We start from the raw sequence: 2139 nt of genomic DNA, 5'->3' as shown, positions 1-2139 counted from the left end.
CCGGCGGCACGCCGGGCGGCGGCGCGGGGACGCCCGGCTCGGCCGGCGACCCCGGCTCCGGCGGCACGCCGGACGGCACGGGCGGAGGTGGTGGGGCGGCCGGCCCGGGAGCGGTCATACGCGCCAGGGTAGTGCCCCTGGCCTCACCGGTAAGGACCTGCGGCCCGATCACTGGCCACCACGACGATCTCGCCGTCCGGCGCGGCACTGGCCAGTGTCTCGTACGCCGAGGGTTCGTCCACCGACCGGGCGAGCAGCGGCACCGCGGTGACCTTGACGTCGAACCCGCCGAGTGCCCGGCGGTACGCCCCGACCGACTCCCACTCGGTGATCAGGCACCAGTGGTCGGGGTCGTCCAGCGCGCGGAGCAGTTCGCCGCGCAGGTAGCCCGGGCGGGCGGCGAGCGCGGCGAGGGCGGCGTGCGCCTGTCGGGTGAACTCGTCCGCCACGTCGGCGTCCACCACGAACCGGTTGGTGACCAGCACCGGGTTCCTCCTCGTAGAGTCTGTGGCATGCAGCGTACGCAGAGTCCCGTGCTGTCCCGGTTGGCCCGGCTCAACCCGACGACGGTCTTCCTGGCCGCGCTGGTCCTGGTGCTGGTCGGGCTCTTCGCCCCCGGTGCGGTGGGCGGCGTGGTGCTGCTGGCGCTGGCCGCGGGGCTGGTGTGGCTGATGACCGTCACCTGGCCGGTGCAGGCGCCGGCGACCCGGGTGCTCCGGCTGCTGATGCTGACCCTGTTGATCGCGATCGCGCTGGCGAAGCTGCTCTGACGGTTGACCTGCGCTGACATGCAATCATGCGTTTTTGACAATCAATTTCGTTATCGCGGACAGTAGTCACATGACCGTCCGCTCAGCTCCCCGCGTTCTCGCCGCCGCCACCGCCGCCCTCCTCGGCCTGGGCGGCCTCGCCGCCTGCTCGGACGGCGGGGGCGGCGGGAGCGACCCCGACCGGGTCGACGTGGTGGCCGCCTTCTACCCGCTGCAGTTCCTCGCCGAGAAGATCGGCGGCGACGCCGTCACGGTCACCAACCTGGCCAAGCCCGGCGCCGAACCGCACGACCTCGAACTCAACCCCCGGCAGGTGGGCCAGGTGGCCGACGCCGAGCTGATCGTCTACCTCACCGGCTTCCAGCCGGCCGTGGACGAGGCGGTCGAGCAGAACGGCGGCGACCGCGCCTTCGACGTCGCCGGCGTGCAGCCGCTGCTCGACGCCGCGGCCGGTGGCCACGAGCACGAGGGCGAGGAGCACGGCCACGGGGAGGAGACCGGCGGCAAGGACCCGCACCTCTGGCTGGACCCGACCCGGCTGGCGACCGTCGGCGACCGGCTCGCCGAGCGGCTCGGCAAGGTCGACCCGGACCGGGCCGCCGACTTCACCACCCGGGCGGCGGCGCTGCGCGCCGAACTGACCGGGCTCGACGCCGACTACACCCGGGGCCTGGCCACCTGCCAGCGCCGGGAGATCGTGACCAGCCACACCGCCTTCGGCTACCTGGCCGAGCACTACCGGCTCGACCAGGTCGGCATCACCGGCCTGAGCCCGGACGCCGAGCCCTCCCCGCAGCGCCTCGCCGAGGTGGCGAAGGAGGCCCGGGAGCACGGGGCCACCACCATCTTCTTCGAGACGCTGGTCAGCCCGAAGGTCGCCGAGACCGTGGCCCGGGAGGTCGGGGCGAAAACCGCCGTGCTCGACCCGATCGAGGGCCCGCCGGCCGACGGTGACTACCTCTCGGCGATGCGCGCCAACCTCCAGACCCTGCGGACCGCCTTGGACTGCTCATGACCGAACCCGTGATCCAGGTCGCGCACGCCGCCGTCGGCTACGACGGCCGGGCGGTGCTGCGGGACGTCTCCCTGACCGTCACCGCCGGCGAGGTGGTCGCCGTGCTCGGCGCCAACGGCTCCGGCAAGTCCACCCTGATCCGCGCCGTGCTCGGCCTGGTGCCGCTGGGCGCCGGGTCGGTCACCCTCTTCGGCACGCCGCAGCGCCGCTTCCGGCAGTGGCACCGCATCGGGTACGTCCCGCAGCGGCTCGGCGCGGGCAGCGGCGTACCCGCCACGGTGGGCGAGGTGGTGGCCTCCGGACGGCTGGCCCGCCGGGGCGTGCTGCGCCCGCCGCGCCGGGCCGACCGGGAGG

The 2139-nt window shown here is 74.3% G+C and carries 4 protein-coding genes; 3 read left to right on the top strand and 1 reads right to left on the bottom strand.

Features of this window, described 5'->3' with window-relative positions; genetic code table 11:
* Positions 1–143: 143 nt before the first annotated feature.
* Complete coding sequence (locus B0E53_RS35830; RefSeq protein WP_107079858.1) at positions 144–485, bottom strand: antibiotic biosynthesis monooxygenase family protein; 342 nt, start codon at positions 483–485, stop codon at positions 144–146.
* 27 nt (positions 486–512) lie between these two features.
* Between B0E53_RS35830 and B0E53_RS35825 the strand changes: the two genes are divergently transcribed.
* The 3 genes from B0E53_RS35825 to B0E53_RS35815 all read left to right on the top strand — a co-directional run.
* On the top strand, positions 513–770 hold the full coding sequence (locus B0E53_RS35825; RefSeq protein WP_107079857.1) for a DUF6703 family protein: 258 nt from the start codon (positions 513–515) through the stop codon (positions 768–770).
* 70 nt (positions 771–840) lie between these two features.
* Positions 841–1785: a metal ABC transporter substrate-binding protein gene (locus B0E53_RS35820; RefSeq protein WP_107079856.1), complete on the top strand. Its 945-nt coding sequence runs from the start codon at positions 841–843 to the stop codon at positions 1783–1785.
* Positions 1782–2139 (top strand): ATP-binding cassette domain-containing protein (locus tag B0E53_RS35815; RefSeq protein WP_146167951.1); only part of this gene is annotated, 358 nt, incomplete at its 3' end. The genes B0E53_RS35820 and B0E53_RS35815, both read left to right, overlap by 4 nt.

The sequence above is a fragment of the Micromonospora sp. MH33 genome (genome assembly GCF_003013775.1).
Taxonomy (GTDB): Bacteria; Actinomycetota; Actinomycetes; order Mycobacteriales; family Micromonosporaceae; genus Micromonospora; species Micromonospora fulviviridis.
The sequence above is the reverse complement of the archived record's forward strand: the minus strand, read 5'-3'. Positions and strand labels throughout refer to the sequence as shown.